The sequence below is a fragment of the Paenibacillus sp. 7523-1 genome (assembly GCF_002276415.1).
Lineage (GTDB): Bacteria > Bacillota > Bacilli > Paenibacillales > Paenibacillaceae > Paenibacillus > Paenibacillus illinoisensis_A.
This window is the reverse complement of the sequence record NZ_NPBR01000008.1, coordinates 231,372-252,296: the sequence shown is the minus strand read 5'-3', so window position 1 is coordinate 252,296 and position 20,925 is coordinate 231,372. Positions and strand designations below refer to the sequence as shown.

At 47.0% G+C, this 20,925-nt stretch carries 19 protein-coding genes and 1 riboswitch; of the genes, 15 read left to right on the top strand and 4 right to left on the bottom strand.

Going from position 1 to position 20,925, the window contains the following annotated elements; translation table 11 throughout:
- The first annotated feature begins 8 nt into the window (after positions 1-8).
- From CHH60_RS29755 to CHH60_RS10065, 7 genes are all read left to right on the top strand, one after another.
- Complete coding sequence (locus tag CHH60_RS29755) at positions 9-152, top strand: hypothetical protein (RefSeq protein WP_176476026.1); 144 nt, start codon at positions 9-11, stop codon at positions 150-152.
- 261 nt (positions 153-413) lie between these two features.
- Positions 414-539: riboswitch (SAM riboswitch) on the top strand.
- Positions 540-777: 238 nt separating this feature from the next.
- Complete coding sequence (metA, locus tag CHH60_RS10090) at positions 778-1,695, top strand: homoserine O-acetyltransferase MetA (RefSeq protein WP_095359091.1); 918 nt, start codon at positions 778-780, stop codon at positions 1,693-1,695.
- Between the two features lie 24 nt (positions 1,696-1,719).
- Positions 1,720-2,907 (top strand): PLP-dependent transferase, encoded by a 1,188-nt coding sequence (locus tag CHH60_RS10085; RefSeq protein WP_095359090.1) that lies wholly within the window; start codon positions 1,720-1,722, stop codon positions 2,905-2,907.
- A complete protein-coding gene (locus CHH60_RS10080; protein ID WP_095359089.1) occupies positions 2,900-4,069 on the top strand; it encodes a trans-sulfuration enzyme family protein in 1,170 nt (389 codons plus the stop codon). Before CHH60_RS10085 ends, CHH60_RS10080 begins: the two co-directional genes overlap by 8 nt.
- 381 nt (positions 4,070-4,450) lie before the next feature.
- Positions 4,451-5,590: a cyclic dehypoxanthinyl futalosine synthase gene (gene mqnC / locus CHH60_RS10075; protein ID WP_095288286.1), complete on the top strand. Its 1,140-nt coding sequence runs from the start codon at positions 4,451-4,453 to the stop codon at positions 5,588-5,590.
- 216 nt (positions 5,591-5,806) lie between these two features.
- Entirely contained in the window at positions 5,807-6,772 is a 966-nt protein-coding gene (locus CHH60_RS10070; protein WP_095359088.1) for an aldo/keto reductase, read from the top strand.
- Positions 6,769-7,782, top strand: a complete 1,014-nt coding sequence (locus tag CHH60_RS10065) for a zinc-binding alcohol dehydrogenase family protein (RefSeq protein ID WP_095359087.1) — start codon at positions 6,769-6,771, stop codon at positions 7,780-7,782. Before CHH60_RS10070 ends, CHH60_RS10065 begins: the two co-directional genes overlap by 4 nt.
- A gap of 124 nt (positions 7,783-7,906) precedes the next feature.
- Here the strand turns inward: CHH60_RS10065 and CHH60_RS10060 are convergent, their stop codons facing one another.
- The 4 genes from CHH60_RS10060 to CHH60_RS10045 form a co-directional block, all read right to left on the bottom strand.
- Positions 7,907-8,812 (bottom strand): YitT family protein, encoded by a 906-nt coding sequence (locus CHH60_RS10060; RefSeq protein ID WP_095359086.1) that lies wholly within the window; start codon positions 8,810-8,812, stop codon positions 7,907-7,909.
- A 111-nt stretch (positions 8,813-8,923) separates the two neighbouring features.
- Positions 8,924-10,162, bottom strand: coding sequence for a cation:proton antiporter (locus CHH60_RS10055; protein WP_095359085.1), 1,239 nt, complete (start codon positions 10,160-10,162; stop codon positions 8,924-8,926).
- 4 nt (positions 10,163-10,166) lie between these two features.
- Positions 10,167-10,661: a cation:proton antiporter regulatory subunit gene (locus tag CHH60_RS10050; RefSeq protein WP_095359084.1), complete on the bottom strand. Its 495-nt coding sequence runs from the start codon at positions 10,659-10,661 to the stop codon at positions 10,167-10,169.
- A 304-nt stretch (positions 10,662-10,965) separates the two neighbouring features.
- Positions 10,966-11,370, bottom strand: coding sequence for a hypothetical protein (locus tag CHH60_RS10045; protein WP_095359083.1), 405 nt, complete (start codon positions 11,368-11,370; stop codon positions 10,966-10,968).
- Positions 11,371-11,542: 172 nt separating this feature from the next.
- On the opposite strand from CHH60_RS10045, the gene CHH60_RS10040 reads away from it, so the two are divergent.
- The 8 genes from CHH60_RS10040 (at position 11,543) to CHH60_RS10005 (ending at position 20,888) form a co-directional block, all read left to right on the top strand.
- Positions 11,543-12,496, top strand: coding sequence for a putative sporulation protein YtxC (locus tag CHH60_RS10040; RefSeq protein ID WP_095359082.1), 954 nt, complete (start codon positions 11,543-11,545; stop codon positions 12,494-12,496).
- Between the two features lie 418 nt (positions 12,497-12,914).
- Complete coding sequence (gene thrS, locus CHH60_RS10035; protein ID WP_095359081.1) at positions 12,915-14,852, top strand: threonine--tRNA ligase; 1,938 nt, start codon at positions 12,915-12,917, stop codon at positions 14,850-14,852.
- A 401-nt stretch (positions 14,853-15,253) separates the two neighbouring features.
- Positions 15,254-15,787: a 3D domain-containing protein gene (locus CHH60_RS30470; RefSeq protein ID WP_437126863.1), complete on the top strand. Its 534-nt coding sequence runs from the start codon at positions 15,254-15,256 to the stop codon at positions 15,785-15,787.
- Positions 15,788-15,899: 112 nt separating this feature from the next.
- Positions 15,900-16,118: a hypothetical protein gene (locus CHH60_RS10025; RefSeq protein WP_095288277.1), complete on the top strand. Its 219-nt coding sequence runs from the start codon at positions 15,900-15,902 to the stop codon at positions 16,116-16,118.
- A gap of 181 nt (positions 16,119-16,299) precedes the next feature.
- The gene (gene liaF / locus CHH60_RS10020) at positions 16,300-17,358 is read left to right on the top strand and encodes a cell wall-active antibiotics response protein LiaF (protein WP_095359080.1); all 1,059 of its coding nucleotides are present in this window, start codon (positions 16,300-16,302) and stop codon (positions 17,356-17,358) included.
- A gap of 3 nt (positions 17,359-17,361) precedes the next feature.
- On the top strand, positions 17,362-18,399 hold the full coding sequence (locus CHH60_RS10015; protein ID WP_176476025.1) for a HAMP domain-containing sensor histidine kinase: 1,038 nt from the start codon (positions 17,362-17,364) through the stop codon (positions 18,397-18,399).
- Entirely contained in the window at positions 18,396-19,058 is a 663-nt protein-coding gene (locus CHH60_RS10010; RefSeq protein WP_095359079.1) for a response regulator, read from the top strand. The genes CHH60_RS10015 and CHH60_RS10010 overlap by 4 nt, the downstream gene beginning before the upstream one ends.
- A 147-nt stretch (positions 19,059-19,205) precedes the next feature.
- Positions 19,206-20,888 carry a S1C family serine protease gene (locus CHH60_RS10005; RefSeq protein WP_095359078.1) on the top strand — a complete coding sequence of 561 codons (1,683 nt, stop codon included), beginning with the start codon at positions 19,206-19,208 and terminating at the stop codon, positions 20,886-20,888.
- Positions 20,889-20,925 lie beyond the last annotated feature (37 nt).

Sequence of the window (20,925 nt, the reverse complement as noted above, 5' to 3'; positions counted from 1 at the left end):
TCATCAATATGGGCGCAAAAAGAACAGATCAGCCGGTCGGCAGCGGAGCCTGGAAGTCAGGAGTGCGTTCGCTCTATAACCAAACGGAAATAACGTCCCGCTGCCGGCATGCTGATGTCAATTCTCTATGCAGTTTGTCGGAATACGGCTGACAGTCAGGCCTCGGGTCGCCATCCATTGAATATGTCACCTCTCACATAAGGGTTTGCAACACTTGTTTAGTATACCGCTGGTACATGGTGCTTTCAAGCGCAAAAATGTGTCTATTTCGCGCCCTGAAGCAGTGTATGACAGCGATAGACAAACGGTTCCGGTCTACATGAACAGACATAAAACTACATGCTTGACGTGAGAGGATTAATGTTTTAAAGTAGACGGTGAAGTACACTAAATACACAATTGAATAAGGCGAAATCTTATCAAGAGTAGGTGGAGGGACTGGCCCGATGAAACCCGGCAACCGGCGGTATACCGCACGGTGCTAATTCTTGCAGCGACTAAGTGTCCATTGAGGCACTGTTGTAACTGAGAGATGAGAGAGGCGCATATCTATTTACATATGACCTTTCTCGGAATCCGAGGAAGGTCTTTGTTATATGCACCGACTTCTCAGCACTGATTTTCGCTATGGAACTTGAGTTTGTCAGGTTAGAGCGCTGCGCTTTTTGCAATTCTCCACCTATAGACAAGCTCATGGCAGTCTAGAACAGTATTGATGTGAAAACATCAAACCTGTGATGGCTGCATCTATCTATGCACAAGGAGGAGTTGTACATCATGCCAATCAAAATTCCAGACGCACTGCCTGCCAAGGAAGTCCTCGCAGGTGAGAACATCTTCGTAATGGACGAGACACATGCTTACCAGCAGGATATTCGTCCACTACGCATTGCTATATTAAACCTGATGCCTACTAAGGAAACAACAGAAACCCAACTGCTTCGTTTGGTGGGGAACACCCCAATACAGGTCGATATCGTTCTGGTTCATCCCAAGTCTCACACATCGAAGAACACATCACAGGAGTATCTGAATCTTTTCTACAAAACCTTTGATGAGATTGAACACCGCCGTTTTGACGGGATGATCATTACAGGTGCCCCTGTTGAGCAAATGGATTTCGAAGACGTAAATTATTGGAAGGAAATCCAGGAGATCTTCGATTGGACCAAAACCAACGTCACATCGACCATGCACATCTGTTGGGCTTCTCAGGCTGGTCTGTACCATCATTTCGGTGTACCTAAGGTACCGCTGGAAGAGAAGTGTTTTGGCGTATTTCCACATACGATCAACAAATCTCATGTACAGCTGCTTCGCGGATTTGATGAAGTGTTCAATGTCCCACATTCCCGTCATACCGAAGTTCGGCGTGAGGATATTGAGAAGAACGATAACCTCGAAATTTTGGCCGAATCGGAGGAAGCTGGCATTTTCCTGGTTGCCACCAAAGACGGCAAACAAATTTTTGTGACAGGGCATGCGGAGTATGATCCATTGTCCTTGAAATGGGAATACGACCGCGATGCATCCAAAGGATTGGACATCGCACTGCCAAGACACTATTTTCCAAACGACGATCCATCCCGTGTTCCTCCGGCAACCTGGCGGGCACATGCAAACTTATTATTCTCTAATTGGCTCAATTACTATGTGTATCAGGAGACGCCTTACGATATTGGCCCGCAAATCTAATCGAGATTACAGGAGGATACTGCAATGGAAGACAATAAGTTGAAAATCGAAAGCCGCTTGGCTCAAATCGGATCCGTCAATGAGCCGGGAACTGGTGCCGTGAATTTCCCCATCTATCAATCAACGGCGTTCCGCCATCCAAAGCTCGGGCAGAGCACAGGCTTTGACTACATTCGTACGACCAATCCAACGCGTAAGGTACTGGAAGAAGCTGCAGCCGCTTTGGAATCAGGTGATGCCGGTTTTGCCTGTAGCTCGGGCATGGCAGCGCTGCAAACGATCTTTGCCATGTTTGGACAGGGAGATCATCTGATTGTCTCGCTGGATCTGTATGGGGGAACGTATCGTCTTCTAGAGCGTATCCTCTCCCGTTTTGGCGTAACGGCAAGCTACGTGGACACGAATGATCTGGTGGCCATGGAAGACATTCGTCAGCCGAACACCAAAGCTGTATTTATCGAAACGCCAACCAATCCACTTATGATGATTACGGATATTGAAGCGGTCAGCTCCTGGGCGAAAAGCCATAACCTGTTGACGATTGTTGACAATACACTGCTGACGCCGTTCTTCCAACGTCCTATCGAGCTCGGAGCAGATATCGTTGTTCATAGCGCAACTAAATACCTGGGTGGACACAACGATGTGCTTGCCGGATTGATTATCACCAAGGGCGAGGAATTGTCAGCTGAAATGGCATTCCTGCATAACTCCATTGGTGCGGTACTATCTCCAAGTGATTCCTATCAGTTGATGAAAGGCATGAAGACACTCGCGCTTCGTATGGAGCGTCATGAGTATAATTCACTTACCATTGCCAAGTATCTGCTGGAACATCCATCCGTGGGGGAGGTATATCACCCTGGTTTGTCAGATCACCCTGGATACGAAGTGCAGAAGAAACAATCTAAAGGAAATACAGGCATCTTCTCTTTCAAAGTTAAAGATGCCCGTTTAGTTGAACCTTTGCTGCGCCATATCAAGTTAATTGCTTTTGCCGAGAGTCTTGGCGGCGTTGAATCGTTGATGACGTATCCTGCGGTGCAGACGCATGCAGATATCCCGCTCGAAATACGCGACGCCGTAGGTGTAGATGACCGCTTGCTGCGATTCTCCGTAGGAATTGAGCATGCAGACGATCTGATTGCGGATTTGGGAAATGCCCTGGAAGCTGCGCAGCGTGAAGTTGAAGGAGGTGTACATCATGAGTGAGCAGAACAACAAGCAATCCGAATTGAAGTTTGATACCAAGCTGCTGCATTTTGGTGATGAAGTGGATAAAACAACCGGAGCCTCCAGCGTACCGATCTACCAGGCGTCCACATTCCATCATTTTGATATCTTTAATCCACCACAGCATGATTACAGCCGTTCAGGTAATCCGACACGTCAAGCGTTGGAGGATTACATCACACTGCTTGAAGGTGGAGCTCGAGGATTCGCCTACTCTTCAGGAATGGCTGCAATCTCCAGTGTGTTCCTGATGTTCTCGGCAGGCGACCACATGATCGTAACAGAAGATGTGTATGGAGGAACATACCGCCTGCTCACGTCCATTCTTAGCAGAATGCAAATTGAGACGACGTTTGTGGATATGACCAATATTGAAGAGGTGAAGGCGGCCATTAAGCCGAATACGAAGGCAGTCTATATGGAGACACCTTCCAACCCAACCCTGCGGATCACGGATATTGCTGCCGTCACATCCTGGGCACAGGAACATGAACTGATCACCATTCTTGATAACACATTTATGACGCCATATTATCAGCGCCCGATTGAGCTCGGCGTGGACATTGTTGTACATAGTGCAACCAAGTTTCTTGGTGGACATAGTGACGTACTTGCCGGACTTGCCGTTGCCCGTACCGAAGAGCTGGGGAGACAACTCAAACAGCTTCAAAATGGGCTTGGTACCGTACTCGGTGCTCAAGAATCCTGGCTTCTGATGCGCGGCATGAAAACACTTGGAGCTCGTATGGCACACAGTGAACAAAGCACGGCGAAGCTGGCTGCCTGGCTTAGCGGACGCAGCGATATTACCGCAGTATACTATCCTGGATTGCTGGAGCATCCGGGTCGTGAAGCTCACGAGCGCCAATCCACGGGTTATGGAGCGGTTGTCTCATTTGACGTAGGCTCGGGTGACCGTGCCAAAGCGGTTCTTAACCGGGTGAAACTGCCAATCGTGGCAGTCAGTCTGGGTGCTGTGGAGAGTATTCTGTCCTATCCTGCGATGATGTCCCATGCTGCAATGCCTGCAGAGGTTAGACTTGAACGGGGCATTACCGATGGGCTACTGCGCTTCTCAGTCGGGCTGGAAGATATCGACGATCTGATTGCTGATCTGGATCAGGCGCTTCAGGAATCATAATCATCATTTTTTTGGCTAGCCGAACAATCAATAAATCAGTCTAAAAAAGCTGCAATTATAATAGAATGAATATGTCAATATTTTTACTTAAATTTAGGGCACCTTTCCATAAGGTGCTTTTTTTCACATGTAACCTGTGTTACGATAGACAGAGTACAGAAATGCGATGTTGCCACCAGCACTTGCAAGCGATGCGTCTTATGCATAGATTCAATGAGCCGTTTTTTCAATAACCCAGAATGGATCGAAAGGTTCCAATCCATCTAGAATTTCTATTTCTACGCAATCGTTTGGAACCAACCAATCATGCACAAGGCTGGCATATATACAAGTCGGGACGGATCGTGAACATATTTCTCTTCATGAGGGAGGCTTTTTACGATGAGTACGGTAGACCGTATCTTAGATAAAGCCCTTCGGGGCGAACGATTAGACCTGGAAGACACAATTCAGCTGTTTGAATCGAATGAAGTCGACAAAATCGGGGCAGCTGCCAATGTTATTATGAAGCGTATGCACCCTGAGCCATACAGAACATTTGTCATTGGGCGTAACGTCAACTACACCAACGTGTGTGATGTGTACTGCCGTTTTTGTGCTTTCTATCGCAGACCTGGATCAGATGAAGGGTATGTATTGCCGGACGAAGTGATTTTCCAGAAAATTCAGGAAACACAAGATGTGAATGGTACTGAGATTCTGATGCAAGGCGGAACGAATCCCAACCTGCCTTTCAGCTATTACACGGATCTGTTAAAAGCAATCAAAGAACGTTTCCCGAACATTACCATGCACTCCTTCTCACCAGCGGAGATTATGAAAATGGTAGAAGTTTCGGACGGTCTTACGCTGGAAGAGGTTGTACGTGCCATTCACGAAGCAGGACTGGATTCCTTGCCAGGTGGAGGCGCTGAGATTCTGGATGACCGTACACGCCGCAAAATCAGCCGTCTGAAAGGTTCATGGCGCGACTGGATGGACGTTATGCAGACAGCTCACCGGATCGGGATGAACACAACCGCAACAATGGTTATCGGATTGGGCGAATCGATGGAAGAGCGTGCACTTCACCTGCTTCGTGTACGTGAAGCCCAGGATGAGTGTATTGCAAACAAATATGACTCAGAAGGGTTCCTGGCATTTATTCCTTGGACATTCCAACCGGATAATACGAATCTGAAACTGGAGCGCCAAACTCCGGAAGAATATCTGAAGACGGTAGCGATCAGCCGACTTGTACTTGATAATATCAAAAACATTCAATCTTCATGGGTAACCATGGGTCCTGAAATCGGTAAGAAATCGCTTGAATTTGGCTGTAATGATTTCGGCAGCACGATGATTGAAGAGAATGTCGTATCCGCTGCGGGTGCTACATACAAAGTCAATATTGGCTCGATTCTTCAGCTTATTCGTGAGGCGGGTTACATTCCCGCACAGCGTAATACAAGATACGATATTCTGCGGATGTTTGATGAAGAAGAGAATTCTGTGCAGCAAGATTTTGTCATGCAGAACTAATAAGAGAATAATTTATCTATATCTAGATATTAGAATGAAGACACGGGTTGCCCATTGAAGGGTAATCCGTGTTTTTTTTGTTGGATGCTTGCCTTAATGGGCTATTCCGAGGTCATGAAAGAGTACATATTACGCATATGGCGATATTTTATAATGATATTGAACTGTTAAAATGAAAGAAACGGAGCAACAGACATGCTGGAGAGGAGCAAGTGAATGAAGAGAAGGATGCTTGGCAGGACCGGTCTCGATGTACCTGTGTTGAGTTTTGGGGCGTCTTCCCTAGGTTCGGTATTTCGCGATATTGACCGCGAGGAAGGTATTCGTACGGTACATGCAGCTCTGGATGCCGGAATGAACTATATAGATGTGTCACCCTATTATGGTCTAACCAAGGCAGAGACGGTACTGGGAGAAGCGATACGAAGCCAGCCGCGCAGTTCATATATTTTATCAACCAAGGCGGGACGATACGGAGAGAATGAGTTTGATTTTTCCCGTAAGCGCATTCAGGACAGTGTCAAGGAAAGTCTGGATCGATTGCACACCGATTATATCGATATTCTGTTCCTGCATGATATTGAGTTTGCACCAGCAGAGATCATTATTGAAGAAGCCTATCCAGCCTTGCTGGAACTGAAAGAGCAGGGTGTAATTCGTCATGCGGGAGTCTGTGGTCTGCCCCTGCCCTTGTTCGAGAAAGTGCTGCCGCAGATTGATGCCGATGCCATCATCTCGTATTGTCATTATGCATTGAATGATACCTCATTATTGTCCTTGCTGCCTTTATTGGAAAAAGAGGGAGTTGGCCTCGTTAATGCTTCGCCTCTGTCCATGGGCTTATTAGGTACAAGAGGAACGCCCGCCTGGCATCCGGCAGATGAACGTGTCAAACAAGTCTGTCTTGAAGCTGCGCAGTTCTGTGCAGAGCAAGGTGTGAATATTGCTAAGCTGGCTGTGCAATTTGCAACGGCAAATGAACAGATCCCAACCACACTGGTGAGCAGCGCAAGTGTAAATAACATCCGTCATAATGCGGAGTGGGTAGATGAACCGCTCGATGAAGAGCTTTTGGCAGAGGTACTGCACATTCTGGCACCCGTTCATAACGTGACGTGGGCAAGTGGTCGTCCCGAGTATAACGATCCACAACAGAGAGCAGCGAAGGGGGAACAGGGATGAAGGCTGTGGTGTGTGAAGAGATCAATCAATTGACAATACAGGATACCGACGAACCGATTCGAGCTGAACATGAGGCCATTGTATCGATCAAGCGGATTGGCATCTGCGGGACGGATCTACATGCTTATAAAGGCAACCAGCCCTATTTTACCTATCCTCGTATTCTGGGACATGAACTGTCAGGGATCATTGATGACATTGGGCCGAATACTGCTGGCCTTCAAGTTGGAGATCCGGTTAGCATTATTCCCTATCTGCACTGTGGTCACTGTATTGCCTGCCGAACAGGGAAAACCAATTGCTGTGCATCCATGCAGGTTATGGGAGTACATGTGGATGGAGGTATGCGCGAAAGAATCAGCGTGCCTGTTTCCCATTTGATTAAGGCAGAAGGACTGAGCCTGGATGAAACAGCGATGGTTGAACCGCTCAGTATCGGTGCTCATGCCGTAAGAAGAGCAGGTGTGCAGCCTGGGGAGCAGATTATAGTCATCGGAGCAGGACCGATCGGACTTGGTGTCATGGCTTTTGCGAAACAGGCAGGGGCTCGAGTAATTGCCATTGATCGGAACCTGGACCGATTGGAACTAAGCCGCACCTGGGCTGGGGTAGATGTTGTAATACAGGCAACAGACCAAGTGGTGGAGCAGGTAGCTGAAGTGACAGGAGGGGATTACGCTACTGCCGTATTTGATGCAACAGGTAATGTACAGTCCATGAATGAGGCCATTCGGTATGTAGCTCATGGCGGACAACTGATCTATGTGGGATTGGTCAAAGCCGATATTACGTTTCATGATCCTGAGTTTCATAAGCGAGAGATGAGCATATTGGGCAGCCGTAATGCAACGCGTGCGGATTTTGAGCAAGTGATATCGACTTTGCGGCAGAAAAAGCTCAGCATGGATGGCTACATTACGCATCGGGAGCCTTTAAGTGAGCTTCCTTTCGCCATGGACAAGTGGTTGCTCCCAGAAACACATGTGGTGAAAGCTATAGTTGAACTGTAGAAGTGTAGGGTATCGGAAATAAAGAAATAGGAATAAAAAGCAGGAATAAAAAAACCTCTCTCTAACCTGAAGTGATATTCTATCACAGGGCTAGAGAGAGGTTTTTGGGGTTCAAGTCGTTGGGTCATTTCTCCGGATGGGTGATAATACCAGCGTGCGGATCAATATGGCGCACAATGGATTTCAACCAGATCATCTCCAGAAAGTGAACTTCATAGTACAATGCCCCCGGAATGTGATGAATCCATCCTTCAGCAGGCAATAAGGAAGCAGATTCTGAAGAGGGTACAGGAGATCCGGGTTCCCGTCGCAGACGCTTGCGAACGGCTTTTTCAACCTGCGAGCTTTGGGTAGTCAGAATGTACAATTTGCGAGTGGTCGTAAATCCGCGGAACGCGATATAGACCGTTTCATATGCAATAAGATAGGCAATAACAGAGTACATCGCTTGATCCCAACCAAAGACAACACCAGCGGCTGTCAGAATCAGCAAGTTGAGCAGCATGATTATTTTTTCGATAAGCATCCGTTTCCCGCTAAATACCCTTTCAGGTGGCCGGGAGGACGGATCACCGATTTCCAGCGTATCCAGTGTCCCGCCATACCGCACCACAAGTCCGATTCCAACACCCAGACATAGTCCGCCGAACATGGCGGCAGCCAGCGGATGTTCAACCAGAGGCGGCATGGGATGAAGCACGATGGCACCAATCGAAAAGACAACCAGACCCAGGACAGTAACGAGTACGAATTTCTTCTGCACTAGCCTGTAGGATAAAAATATAAATGGAACATTGAATAAAAACAGGAACAATCCAATTCTCATCTCCGTCCAATGGGCGAACAGAGAAGATATGCCTGTAATGCCTCCAATAATAATCTTATTGGGATGCAGGAATAATTCAAGTCCCACGGAGGCCAGAATCCCGCCTACGATCACCAGCAAAAGATTCAGGAAGCGGCGCGTGGATGATATTCTGGTTTTAGCGGTTTGTGGCACCGGATTAGCCGATATCAGAGGTGCTTTCATACGTCATCCTCCTTTGTGCGGCTGGCGAGCCATTCTCCCTGGGTTCATCACAGAAAGATCAGCGAAGAGCCGCGGTTACGATCATGTGCCTGTTGTGAACAGACACAGGTTTTATCCTTCTTTCTGTAAAACCTTCGGTTCTTCTTTCTTCTTCCGGGGATCTTTGAACTTAAATATTTTATCCAAAATTCTAAACACATGTTTGGACTCTTTGGTTAATAGTGGTCCAAGAATGGCCAGAATCAGTACGTACAGCGCGGCAAAAGGTTGGAGAAGCGGCAAGAGTCCACCGGCTTTACCCATGTTGGCCATGATGATCGAAAATTCACCGCGGGATACAATGGTTAAACCAATATTAGCAGAAGCTTTTGGAGATAGTCCTGCACTGCGTCCGGCCAGCATGCCTGCCAGGAAGTTACCAAATAGTGTAATAACCACAGCAATCAAAGCCAGCCATACGGCATCTCCGCCAAGGGACAGAGGGTCAATGGACAAACCGAAGCTGAAGAAGAAGATGGCTCCGAAGAAGTCACGGAACGGCAGGATTAGATGCTCAATCCGTTTGGCATGTTCTGTCTCTGCCAGGACCAGACCAACAAGTAATGCACCAATTGCTTCAGCAACATGAATCGTTTCCGAGAATCCGGCTACGAGGAAGAGTGCTCCAAAAACGACTAGGGAGAACAATTCATTAGAGCGAATTTTGAGTAGCTTGTTAAGCAGTGGTGTGGCTTTCCGTCCAAGTATAATAACAATGAGCATGAATCCAAGTGCAATGAGTGCTGATACAATGACGCCTCCAATCGAGGATGAATCACTGAGCACAAGACCAGACAAGATGGAAATATATACGGCAAGGAACACATCTTCAAACATGATGATACCTAGGATCATTTCCGTCTCCGGATTTGCCGTTCGTTTCAGATCAACTAATACTTTGGCCACGATGGCACTGGAGGATATGGTTGTGATACCTGCAATAACAAGTGCTTCTGCAGGAGGGAAGTCCGCAGCAAAACCAAAGATCAATCCAAGGGTAAAGTTAATCCCGATGTATATGGAGCCGCCAACGGCAATCGATTTACCTGACTTGATCAGTCGTCCAACCGAGAACTCCAATCCGAGATAGAAGAGCAGGAACAAGATACCAATCCGGCCCATAAATTCGATGAATGGCTGACTTTCAATAAAGCGGAAGTCCAGATGCCATATTTTCATGGCATGTGGTCCGACGGCCATCCCGATCAGAATGTAAAACGGGACGACCGAAAAACGCAATTTGGCAGATAAGAGGCCAGCGGCTGCAATAAGAACGAGCGCCAGACCTACTTCAAATATCAGATGATCCATCGACTCACCCCCTTCCGGTCAGGAGGAGGGATTTGAAGAGTTTCTGCTGATTGCGTTCACCAACGGCGACAACTGTAGACTCAGCAGTAATCACGACCTCAGGACCGGGGCTGATATGTTTTTTGTGGTTTTTCTCTACAACGGCAATAACCGTTGCCCCAGAGTTTTGACGTACATCCAATTCACCGATGGACTTACCGATACTTCCGTAAGAGGATTCGACTTTATACCATTCGATAATCAGATCGTCAAAAGTAACTTCAATATTTTCAAGCTGTTTCGGCTTATAGGTCAATCCGCCAACGATAGCGGCAATTTGTCTGGCTTCATAATCATCGAGCGTAATCATGGAGATGCTTTGATCCGGATCGTCGTATTCAAAATGGTACATTTCACGCCGTCCATCATCATGAATAATGATCACAATTTTATCTCCGCTGCTCGTTTCAATCTGGAACTTCTTGCCGATTCCTGGCAAATCTGTTTCACGTACATCCATGGATAGTATGCCTCCTTAAATTAGGGGCTGGCCACAGAAGACAGGCTTATTTCCCGAAAATAGAATGATCTGTATTTGGAAGGAACATTAAATGATGCGGGCAAACAGAGCCAGGTACTCCTGACACACAGCCGTATACATTGAATTTTGAATAAAAATGGATATGACAAATACAACATCGTGACACACGGTTAACCTTGTCGTTAACTAACGTTTGCTTAAAGGGTTATAAGTTATGCACAAGTACACCGTCCGTTGGACAGAGATGTCTCTATGCATGGCAACCGAACATACGGTGCAACGCCTAGTGAAGGGCGTTTACGTATCTTGGTGCATGAGGGGCGAGGGACAAATACATACTGGTGAATTTAATGGGTAGCAGAAATAATCTGCGCTTAAACAGACAAATCAACGGTTTAAAGGGCAGACGCGGAGTAGGAATTCGCAGCATCAGCAATAAGGCAAGCACCAAAAATACAGGCTTGTTATTCGTCACTGCAATCAGCTTGACCATGACTTGCGAGTATTTGCGGATAGCAGGTTTTTGCTGAGTTTCGGGTATTTGCAATAACACTTCCTTATTGGAAGTGGCATCAACGGATACCCCAACAGCGGATTCGGTCTGCATCGGAATAGGAAAGCACAAAGCTTGGAACAAACACAAAATGATGATAAAAGCACTGCGGAGCATTCTAGGTTGTTGTCTCATTTTGGCTTCCCCCCTTTTCCGTGAAACATACTGTTATCAAAATAATAACACATTTTTGTCTGAACTCCAAACCTCTTTACAAATATACTGAGAAATGATGACACGCTTTCCATCAATCCGCTTCGTATATCCCCATCGGCCTTGCCATATACTTTGAACAGGAAGGAAAGGAGTGATTCTTGTGGAGCTGTTCGCCGTATGGACCGATGTGTCAGGGCAAGAGGAAGCAGATCAATTTTATCGCTGCATCAAAGATAAAACCAAAGGTTTACATATAAGCAAAAGAGGTTTCCGGCTCACCTTCAAACATAATGACGGCAAAGCAGCCTGGGTCTGCAGAGGGAATGAAAATCACGTGGATTTTCAGCAGTGGCTGCCTCAGATCAGTGATTTGCTTGCCAAAGGACTGGCTGATTTCATTATGGATACCCGGGAGCACTCCATTGTAGAAAACATGATTTCCAAGGCCTGTTCCGTTATGGATGAATATGAAGTTGAGAAGGTACACCGGATCTGCATGCCCTTGTTATTCAACGGTGATCTGGATCAACCAGGGCTTCGAGAGAAACGGCGCTTAACCCTCGCAAATGGTCTTAGACATGATCTGGAGGAGGTTCATTTCTTTCACCTGGAAGGCATTCTTCATTTTCGAATGAAGCAATACAAACAGGAACTGCACGAACTGGTGGAGTATGCACTGGATGAATTCTGGATGGATCGTCAATACGAAGAATTCATGGGACTGTTAAAATATTTTGTGTTCTTTCAGGAAGCCAAAGTTCCTTTGGTTCATCTGGTGCACAAAGGCTCGCATGAATTTCAGGTTCTGGATGCAGGGCTTAACCAGCTCCCTGTACAAAAAGATGAGCAAGTCGTTGTGGAGATGCCTGGTCTTGAACTGGAAATGGATATTGAAGACATGATTGTAAGCACACTTATATCGATATCTCCCGAAAAAGTGATGCTTCATACCAACACACCCGATCTGCCGATTATATCGACGATTCGCCAGATCTTCGAGGACAAGGTTCAATTATGCCATCATTGCCCGGAGTGTGAAGTGCTTCGTTCCGGGCTGCTGTCAGGCCTTGACGCAAGTGATCTCGGCAATTATAATAACTGTTGATCCATGAATTAACGAACATGTTTTTATGGATGAACTTTTACTAATAAGCAAAAGCGTTGACAAAGACAAGGACCATACGCACGGTCGGTGCAGAGAGAGGGAACCAGGCTGAAATTTCCTCCGGATGCCACGTTTGGTTTACCCCTTTGTAGCTGCAGTTTTGAAAACGGAGATGAATGCAATCGTTCCGTGAGTAAGGATATGCCGGGTCATGCCCGTTACCGTCATGCCAATGAGGGCTGTATTTTCAATCAAGAAATGAAGCAGCTGAATTAGGGTGGAACCACGAGTATACAACACTCGTCCCTTTGCCGGGACGGGTGTTTTTTGCGTTCTTTGCCAATCAGCAGGAATAGCAATAGATCATCAGTCCATGATTTTGATGGACAAGGTTACATTTACAGGAGGAATGAGACAAATGGCAGTTAACATTAAACTACCGGATGGTTCAGTACGTGAGTACGCCGATGGCAGCAGTATTGAGGATGTAGCAGCATCCATTAGCAGCGGATTGCGTAAAAACGCCGTAGCTGGGAAACTGGATGGAATTGTGGTGGACTTGTCGACCAAACTTCACGAGGGAGCATTGGTAGAGATCGTAACTTTTGACTCACCAGACGGACTTGAAGTGATGCGCCATAGTACAGCTCACTTGCTCGCTCAAGCTGTGAAACGCCTATATGGCAGCAAAGAGGTTCACCTTGGCGTTGGACCTGTCATCGAAGACGGATTTTACTATGATATGGACCTGGAACACCCGCTTAACCCGGAAGATCTGCAAAAGATCGAGAAGGAAATGGAACGTATCGTAAGTGAAAACCTGCCAATTGTACGCAAGGAAGTTAGCCGCGCTGAAGCAATCAAAACGTTTGAAGAAGTGGGCGATCCTTACAAACTCGAATTGATTCGTGATCTGCCAGAAGACAGCGTGATTACCATTTATGAGCAGGGCGAGTTCTTCGATCTGTGCCGTGGACCTCACGTACCTTCCACAGGTAAGATCAAAGTGTTCAAATTGATGAATGTCGCTGGTGCGTATTGGCGTGGTGACAGCAAAAACAAAATGCTGCAGCGTATCTACGGTACAGCTTTTGTGAAAAAGGCTCAGCTGGATGAACATCTGCACTTCCTGGAGGAAGCACGTAAACGCGATCACCGCAAGCTGGGTAAAGAGCTTGAAATGTTCACGTTCTCCCAACTGGTTGGACAAGGTCTGCCAATCTGGCTGCCAAACGGCGCCAAACTGCGTCGTACGCTGGAGCGTTACATTGTGGATTTGGAAGAAAGTCTTGGATACCAGCACGTATATACACCGGTTCTCGGTAATGTGGAATTATACAAAACATCCGGACACTGGGAGCACTACCAAGAGGACATGTTCCCTAAAATGGTAATGGATAACGAAGAACTCGTTCTCCGTCCGATGAACTGCCCGCACCATATGATGGTGTACAAGTCCAGCATGCACAGCTACCGTGACCTGCCGATCCGGATTGCCGAGCTCGGCATGATGCACCGGTACGAGATGTCTGGTGCACTGACTGGCTTGCACCGCGTTCGTGCGATGACCTTGAACGACTCCCACATTTTCTGTCGTCCAGATCAGATCAAGGAAGAATTCGCTCGTGTTATTGAATTGATCCAAACGGTTTACAAGGATTTTGGTATTCATGAATATCGCTTCCGCCTGTCTTACCGTGATCCGCAGGATACCGAGAAATATTTCCAAAACGATGAAATGTGGGAAATGTCCCAACGTATGCTGCGTGAAGTTGTGGAAGAACTCGACTTGCCTTTCTATGAAGCAGAGGGTGAAGCAGCATTCTATGGTCCGAAACTCGACGTGCAGATCAAAACAGCACTGGGCAAGGAAGAAACATTGTCCACCGTACAACTGGACTTCCTGCTTCCAGAACGATTCGAACTGGAATATGTCGGAGATGACGGACAGAAACATCGGCCGGTCGTTATTCACCGCGGCGTAATCAGTACAATGGAACGTTTCACTGCATTCTTGCTGGAGAACTTTGCGGGAGCATTCCCACTGTGGCTGTCTCCTGTTCAAGCAAAAGTCATTCCGGTATCCGGAAACTTCGACGATTACGCACGTGAAGTGGAAGCGAAACTGAAGCGCGCGGGAATTTCTGCTGAGGCTGATTTGCGTAACGAGAAGCTTGGATACAAAATCCGTGAGGCACAACTTGAAAAAATGCCTTATATGTTTGTTGTTGGGGAGAATGAGCGCAGTGCCGAATCAGTGTCTGTGCGTAAACGCGGAGAAGGCGATCTCGGCATGAAACCTGTGGATGAAATCGTAGCTCAACTGAAAGAAGAAATCAGCACAAGATCAATATAAATATATGCATTTGAAAAAGACCGTCAGGGCATGGCCTAATCCATGCTCCTGGACGGTTTTTTTGCTATTATTCACGTGCTGGAACCTAGTGGAGTAGAAAATGTATAAGCATTTTGCTTTTTGGAAAACCTTTGCAGTAAGGGGGAGGTTTTAAAATGAAAAAGCAAAACGCAATGAAAACAAAACAATTACGGGTTCTGATTTCAATTATGGTCATGTCCATTGGGTTGGCATTGTCCTGGAATCAGGCAGAGGCGTATACATTTGAAGAGGAAAATGAAGTGCTGTATGTAATCAAGCGGCAGGATGAAGCTGCAACGCGCCAGATTGAAAGTCAGTCCGAGGTATCGATCCATGATTATGAATACAGTGATCAGGTACAGGTCACGACGATGGTCTATATGGCTTTATTGTGGTCTCCACAGCCCATTGTCATTCCTAAGCCGGATGTCCCAGGCAAGCAGCTTGTACTCGACCCATCCATGCCTGTGATGGCGCCGCGCTCAGAACAGGTACTGGGAACCCAAAAGGTGACCGCGACGGGTTATACGGCAGGTGTAGAGTCAACCGGTAAAGGACCAAAACATCCTCAGTATGGTATTACTTACTCCGGAGTGAAGGTGCGAAGAGACAAAGAGACGGTGTCAACCATTGCTGCTGACCCCAAATTATTCCCGCTTGGTTCCATTCTCTATATTCCCGGGTATGGTTACGGTATCGTGGCGGACACAGGTTCGGCCATCAAGGGTAATAAAATTGACCTTTATTTTCCGACCACGAAGCAAGTGTATAAGGAATGGGGCAAAAAGGACGTCGAGGTACAGGTGATTAAACAAGGCGACGGAAAGTTGACGGAAAAGATGCTGGACGAGTTGTCTGAAGCAATCGATGTGTATAAATCCGTGCCGGATTCATGGTTAGACAAGGCCGTTTAATCTGGGATGTTAAGGATGAATAACTGAAGTGTTCTCTTCACATAATATTGACTGGGGACGAACCCCGCGCAGCAGCAGTGCAGCGTAAATATGAAGAGAGAGGTGATTCGTTGTGGCTAAAAGAACACAAGGACAAGGGTACCAAACGCCAAACGAGAAGTACAATGCTGAGTTTGGACAAGAAACTGCGGCAAGCAAAGTGAAACAATCCGAGCAAAACAAAGTACAAGAAAATTTCCAAACACCTGATGAAAAATACAATGCAGAGTTCGGTGTAGAAAACACTGGACAAACAGGCCAAGTGGGCCGTGCAGGCAAATTTCAAAAATAAATAATGATTCAAGGCACCCTGGAGCAAGCGCTCCAGGGTGTTTTTAGTTTTCAATAAATTTTACATAAATATCCTCTGCCCTCAGTCTGTAGACCGAGATGAATTCCACCTGCCGCCGCTGTTATCGAACCCTTGTCTGAGGTACACTGGATACAGAATACAGACGAAGGAGACATGAGCGATGAAACGATCTATGCGAGACCGCTGGTGGGTTGGCATACCGTTGATTGCCGTTGGTGCAATCATTTTGTTTCGGCAATTGGGTTATGACATTGATATAGGATATATATTTAGAACATATTGGCCGCTGTTTCTTATCTGGTGGGGCGTAAAAGGAGTGACTGAAATTCGTCGCAATGGCGGTTATGCCATGATTGGACCTGTCATTGTACTAGCTATAGGCGGATACTTCCTGTCACGAAATCTCGGCTGGATTGATTATTCCATGGGTGAATTCATTCGTTATCTCATTCCAATCATGTTGATTGGAGGAGGGTTGTTTGTTCTGATTGGGCCTCGTCGCCGTGATCGCAAACATCAGGACAAAATGCAGCCACCTCCGCCGCCTGAACCTTACCAGCCCTTGTCTTCCGAGGACCTGGAAATGCCTTCTTCTTTTGACGAGCAATTCGAAAAGACGTTTGGGAAACCCAAACAGGAGCCAAAAAACAACCATTACGATCCATACGCCAATGCGGCTGAAGATGAATTGCATCAGGGACAGCAGCATAAGAAAAAGCATCATTCTCATTCCCATAGCCATACTCATTCACATGGTCCAGATGGAAACGGGTATGGAAGCCACTATGGTGATGGCGGAGGCGGATACGGTAGTGAATATGAAGATTACGGCAGCAAAAATACCGTTAACAAATCAGCATTTATCGGTGATCTCTACATGGGACAGGAAGTGTTCACCCTTAAACCGATGAATATCTCGGCGTTTATCGGTGATACGGTTATTGACTTGACGAAGGCACAGATCCCTTATGGCGAAACCAAAATCAACATTTCCTCATTTATTGGGGATGTAAAGGTATTCGTGCCGGAAGACATGGATCTGGGAGTCACTGTCACGACGAACTCTTTTATAGGAGATATGTCGCTGTTGAACCAAAAACGGGGTGGATTCCTCAGTAGTGCCCAGGCGGAAACTTCCCATTACCGCGAAGCAGGAAAAAAGGTGCGGATCGTAGTAAGTGTATTTATCGGAGACGTCAAAGTAAATAAGGTGGGTTAACGCATGATTCGAACGATTCTCAAAGCCAACAAGTGGGAACTAATGATGTATTTTGCCCTGACGGGGCTGATTACACTGGGCGGGTTCTACTTGCTGTACGGAGAGGTATTGATGGGAACAGGACGACAGCGTGCATGGATGTATGTGGCTGTTGTTGTGCTGGCAACTGTAGTTACCGGATATATTGCTGCACTGCGGCTCCAACGCAAAATCGACCTGCTTGATCTGAATATGCTGAAAGTATCCAAGGGGAACTTGGCCGTTCGCATGCCTGAGGCAGATGATGCCTCTTTCGGCCGGGTATACCAGGAGTTTAACGTCATGATGGATTCGATTGAGAAAAAAATGAGACTGCTCCAGCGTCTGGGTGAGCAGGAAGTGATCGAGAAAGAACAGGCTTCCGAACGAGCCGTTCTTGAAGAACGCAGACGGATGGCGAGGGACCTGCATGATACGGTCAGCCAGCAGTTGTTCGCCATTCATATGTCAGCGTCTTCCCTGCCCAAACTGCTGGAGATGAATCCGGAGCACGGAAACAAAGTACTGGACCAATTAATCCAAATGTCGCATATTGCACAACGTCAGATGCGTGGTCTTATTGCACAGCTTCGTCCGGTGGAACTTGAAGGAAGGGACCTGGCTGAGGCACTGGATCGATGGTTCCCTGATTATTGCAGACAGAATGGATTAAAGGGAGTGAAAGAGCTGGAACTGGATGGCGGCGTCTCCGATGCCATCGAGCACCAGCTGTTTCTTGTTATTCAGGAGGCCGTTGCCAATGTAGTGAAACATGCGGAGGCTGGCCTTGTTAGTCTGTCCATAAGGGAGAGCGAGCATCAGATCAGCATGAGCATAAGCGATGACGGTCAGGGCTTCATGCAGCAAGTTGAGCGGCCAGGATCCTATGGATTGTCCACCATGCGTGAACGGGCAGAAAAGCTTGGCGGGGATGTCCAGATTATTTCGAAACCGGGAGCGGGAACGACAGTACGGGTGCTTATCCCGAAATTCCCGGATGAACCAGAGGGGGAAACGGAATGAACGGAAAAGTGAATGTAATGATTGTGGACGATCACGATATGGTGAGAATGGGCTTAAAAACGTACTTGATGCTTGAGCCGACATTTCATGTCATGGGAGAAGCGGGAAATGGACAGGATGCGCTTAACCAGCTCCGCAAGCTGGATCAGAGTGAGATGCCTGATCTTATATTGATGGACCTGATGATGCCTGTTATGAACGGGGCCGAGGCTACGCAAGCCATCATGAGTGAATTTCCGGGTTCCAAAATAGTTATGCTTACAAGTTTTCTCGAGGATGATCTGGTGGTGCAGGCCATTGAGGCGGGAGCTGTTAGCTATGTCCTGAAGACTGTATCTGCTGAAGAACTAATCTATGCGCTTCAGGGAGCCTATCGGGGAATGCCTGTCATGACGGGAGATGTGTCCCAGGCGTTAACCCGGGGAATCAGGCAGCGCACGGCGAGAGAGAACGAATCCGGTCTGACCGAACGGGAGAAGGAAGTTCTTTTGCTCATTGCAGAAGGCAAAACCAACAAAGATATTGGAGAAGAACTACATATTAGTATCAAAACCGTTAAAACACATGTAAGCAACCTGTTAATGAAATGTGAAATGGATGATCGGACACAACTGGCCATTTATGCGCATCGTCAGGGTTGGGTGAAGAACAAGGATTAAAATGCTGATTTAACGGGAAAAATGTTCTATTATTGCGTGCTTTTATCTCCTTTTTAATTGTTTTTAAGGTACGGTTAAGGTTTAAAGTACAAAATAAGGACAGTTAAAGAATATCTCTTGTGAAGAAGAGATTGGGAGGTAGAAAGCATGGACGAACGTAATTACAGACCGAACCGTCAAGACGAGGAAGACCAAACAAAGCAAGCGGATAACCGCAATACATCCGGAACGGACGAATCCTCTTACTATTATTCTTATGGACCTTTTCAGTCCGTGAATCAGGAAGATACAGCAAGCAGTCATGTGAACTCTAGCGAGCGTGAAGAGGGTAATGTACAGATTACAAGACCCGATCCTGTCAAGCCGCTTCCGATGTATTATAATAACGGATCTTCCGAACAGGCGGGCCGCGGCAACGGAGGCAGCGGTTCCGGAAACGGTGGAGATGGTGGCAACGGTGGCAAAAACGGTAATGGAAACTGGAACTACAACAACCGTAAGCCTCGCTCCTCGGTCAGATCATTATTGTTTTCCTTTATAGCAGGGATGTTGGTCATTACAGTACTGATGTACACGGCAGACCGCACGAACATGTTTACTCCGCAAGAAGCCTTAACAAGTGCAGAGAATCAAAGCACAAATCAGGAATCGACTTCTACGAATACGGGCAGCAGCAATAATGTAACTGCATCGCTTCTGCCAACAGGTAAAGAGGATGTCTCTTCTGTAGTGACGAGTACAAGTCCTGCGGTTGTTAAGATTGAAACATTGGCTAAGCAGTCCACACGCAGTGGAAGCCAAGGTGGATCCACGATGAGTGATCCGTTGTATCAATACTTCTTCGGTAATGGAGGTAACGGAAGCGGCGGAACGGATAGCAACCAAGGCCAACAGCAGCAGCAACAGGGAAGCAATCAGCTTGTGCCGCTCGGCATTGGTTCCGGATTTATTTTTGACAAAGAAGGATATATCCTGACAAACCAGCACGTTGTTCAAGGGGCAGATGTCATTCAGGTTACACTGGAGAACAACAGCAAACCTTACGAAGCCAAACTGCTGGGAAGCAGCTTCGATCTTGACCTTGCCGTATTGAAAATCGAGAAAAACAGCGGTGACGATGATTTCCCTGTTGCTCCGCTTGGCGACTCAAACAGCACACAAGTTGGTGAATGGCTTGTTGCCATTGGTAACCCAGAAGGGTTCGAGCACACTGTTACTGCAGGTGTACTGAGTGCCAAAGAACGTACAATCAGCATTCCGGACGAAGAAACAGGTAAAACCCGCGAATACAGCCATCTTCTGCAAACCGATGCGTCGATTAACCCAGGTAACTCTGGTGGTCCGCTGCTTAACCTTAACGGTGAAGTCATCGGTATGAACGTAGCTGTTAGCGCTGATGCGCAAGGTATTGGATTTGCGATCCCTTCAAGCGTCATATCGGATGCCGTAAAATATCTGAAAGAAAACAAAGAAGTTCCAAAAGAGCCGGTACCGTTTATCGGTGCGTCCCTGATGGCGCTGACGCCTGAAGTAGCGAAACAAATGGGAACGGATATTACTGAAGGTTCTGTCGTAGCCAGCACCATCTATCAATCTCCGGCTTACCAAGCCGATCTGCGTGCTTATGATATCATCACGGGTGCGAATGGAACGCCGTACAGCACAAGCCAAGACCTGATTGATTTTATCAAAACCCAGGAAATCGGCAGCGAAGTTACGCTGAATGTGGTGCGCGATGGCAAGAAGATGGATATCAAAATCAAAATCGGCAACAAAAACGACTATGATACTTCACAAACATCGGATCAACAGCAACAAACACAACCATAACTTGAATGGTGGTTCGAGATTCAGAAGAGCGGAAGGG

Excerpts from the sequence above, each read along its gene's own strand:
- CHH60_RS29755 (WP_176476026.1), top strand. The coding sequence starts at position 9 with ATGGGCGCAAAAAGAACAGATCAGCCGGTCGGCAGCGGAGCCTGGAAG.
- metA (WP_095359091.1), top strand. The coding sequence starts at position 778 with ATGCCAATCAAAATTCCAGACGCACTGCCTGCCAAGGAAGTCCTCGCA.
- CHH60_RS10085 (WP_095359090.1), top strand. The coding sequence starts at position 1,720 with ATGGAAGACAATAAGTTGAAAATCGAAAGCCGCTTGGCTCAAATCGGA.
- CHH60_RS10080 (WP_095359089.1), top strand. The coding sequence starts at position 2,900 with ATGAGTGAGCAGAACAACAAGCAATCCGAATTGAAGTTTGATACCAAG.
- mqnC (WP_095288286.1), top strand. The coding sequence starts at position 4,451 with ATGAGTACGGTAGACCGTATCTTAGATAAAGCCCTTCGGGGCGAACGA.
- CHH60_RS10070 (WP_095359088.1), top strand. The coding sequence starts at position 5,807 with ATGAAGAGAAGGATGCTTGGCAGGACCGGTCTCGATGTACCTGTGTTG.
- CHH60_RS10065 (WP_095359087.1), top strand. The coding sequence starts at position 6,769 with ATGAAGGCTGTGGTGTGTGAAGAGATCAATCAATTGACAATACAGGAT.
- CHH60_RS10060 (WP_095359086.1), bottom strand. The coding sequence starts at position 8,812 with ATGAAAGCACCTCTGATATCGGCTAATCCGGTGCCACAAACCGCTAAA.
- CHH60_RS10055 (WP_095359085.1), bottom strand. The coding sequence starts at position 10,162 with ATGGATCATCTGATATTTGAAGTAGGTCTGGCGCTCGTTCTTATTGCA.
- CHH60_RS10050 (WP_095359084.1), bottom strand. The coding sequence starts at position 10,661 with ATGGATGTACGTGAAACAGATTTGCCAGGAATCGGCAAGAAGTTCCAG.
- CHH60_RS10045 (WP_095359083.1), bottom strand. The coding sequence starts at position 11,370 with ATGAGACAACAACCTAGAATGCTCCGCAGTGCTTTTATCATCATTTTG.
- thrS (WP_095359081.1), top strand. The coding sequence starts at position 12,915 with ATGGCAGTTAACATTAAACTACCGGATGGTTCAGTACGTGAGTACGCC.
- CHH60_RS30470 (WP_437126863.1), top strand. The coding sequence starts at position 15,254 with ATGGCTTTATTGTGGTCTCCACAGCCCATTGTCATTCCTAAGCCGGAT.
- liaF (WP_095359080.1), top strand. The coding sequence starts at position 16,300 with ATGAAACGATCTATGCGAGACCGCTGGTGGGTTGGCATACCGTTGATT.
- CHH60_RS10015 (WP_176476025.1), top strand. The coding sequence starts at position 17,362 with ATGATTCGAACGATTCTCAAAGCCAACAAGTGGGAACTAATGATGTAT.
- CHH60_RS10010 (WP_095359079.1), top strand. The coding sequence starts at position 18,396 with ATGAACGGAAAAGTGAATGTAATGATTGTGGACGATCACGATATGGTG.
- CHH60_RS10005 (WP_095359078.1), top strand. The coding sequence starts at position 19,206 with ATGGACGAACGTAATTACAGACCGAACCGTCAAGACGAGGAAGACCAA.